The organism is Arcobacter sp. LA11 (assembly GCF_001895145.1).
In the GTDB taxonomy this organism is placed as follows: Bacteria; Campylobacterota; Campylobacteria; order Campylobacterales; family Arcobacteraceae; genus Halarcobacter.
In genome coordinates, this window is record NZ_BDIR01000039.1 from 1 (window position 1) to 404 (window position 404).

Below are 404 nucleotides of genomic sequence, written 5' to 3' on the forward strand. Positions count from 1 at the left end.
TAGGAAATACAAGTGGGATAGTGACAGCAACCGTGTCAAGTGATACAGCTTCAAATTTAAATACAAATCTAAGTAATGCAAGTGCTTCTGATTCATTAAGTTTAACAGTAACAAATAGTGCAACAGATGCAGCAGATTTAGTTGCATTAAATGGAAAAACAAATCAAACAATAGATGTAACAGCAGTAGCTTCAACAATAAATGGAGATGCATCAGAATTAATTGATATCTATGTAACAAATAATGCACAATATAATGGTTTAGGAAATGAAACAGTAACAGTAGATAATACAAGTTCAGCCTCAGATGTAAATAGTATAGCAGGAGCAACTAGTGGAGCAGTAACAGCAACAATAACAACAGGAGCAGTAACAAGCACACTAGGAGCGATAGGGAATGTAGAT

1 protein-coding gene is annotated in these 404 nt (G+C 34.4%); it reads left to right on the top strand.

Annotated elements, in window-relative coordinates; all coding sequences use genetic code 11:
* Positions 1 to 20: 20 nt before the first annotated feature.
* Positions 21 to 404 (top strand): hypothetical protein (locus tag BT997_RS15310; RefSeq protein ID WP_143145226.1); only part of this gene is annotated, 384 nt, incomplete at its 3' end.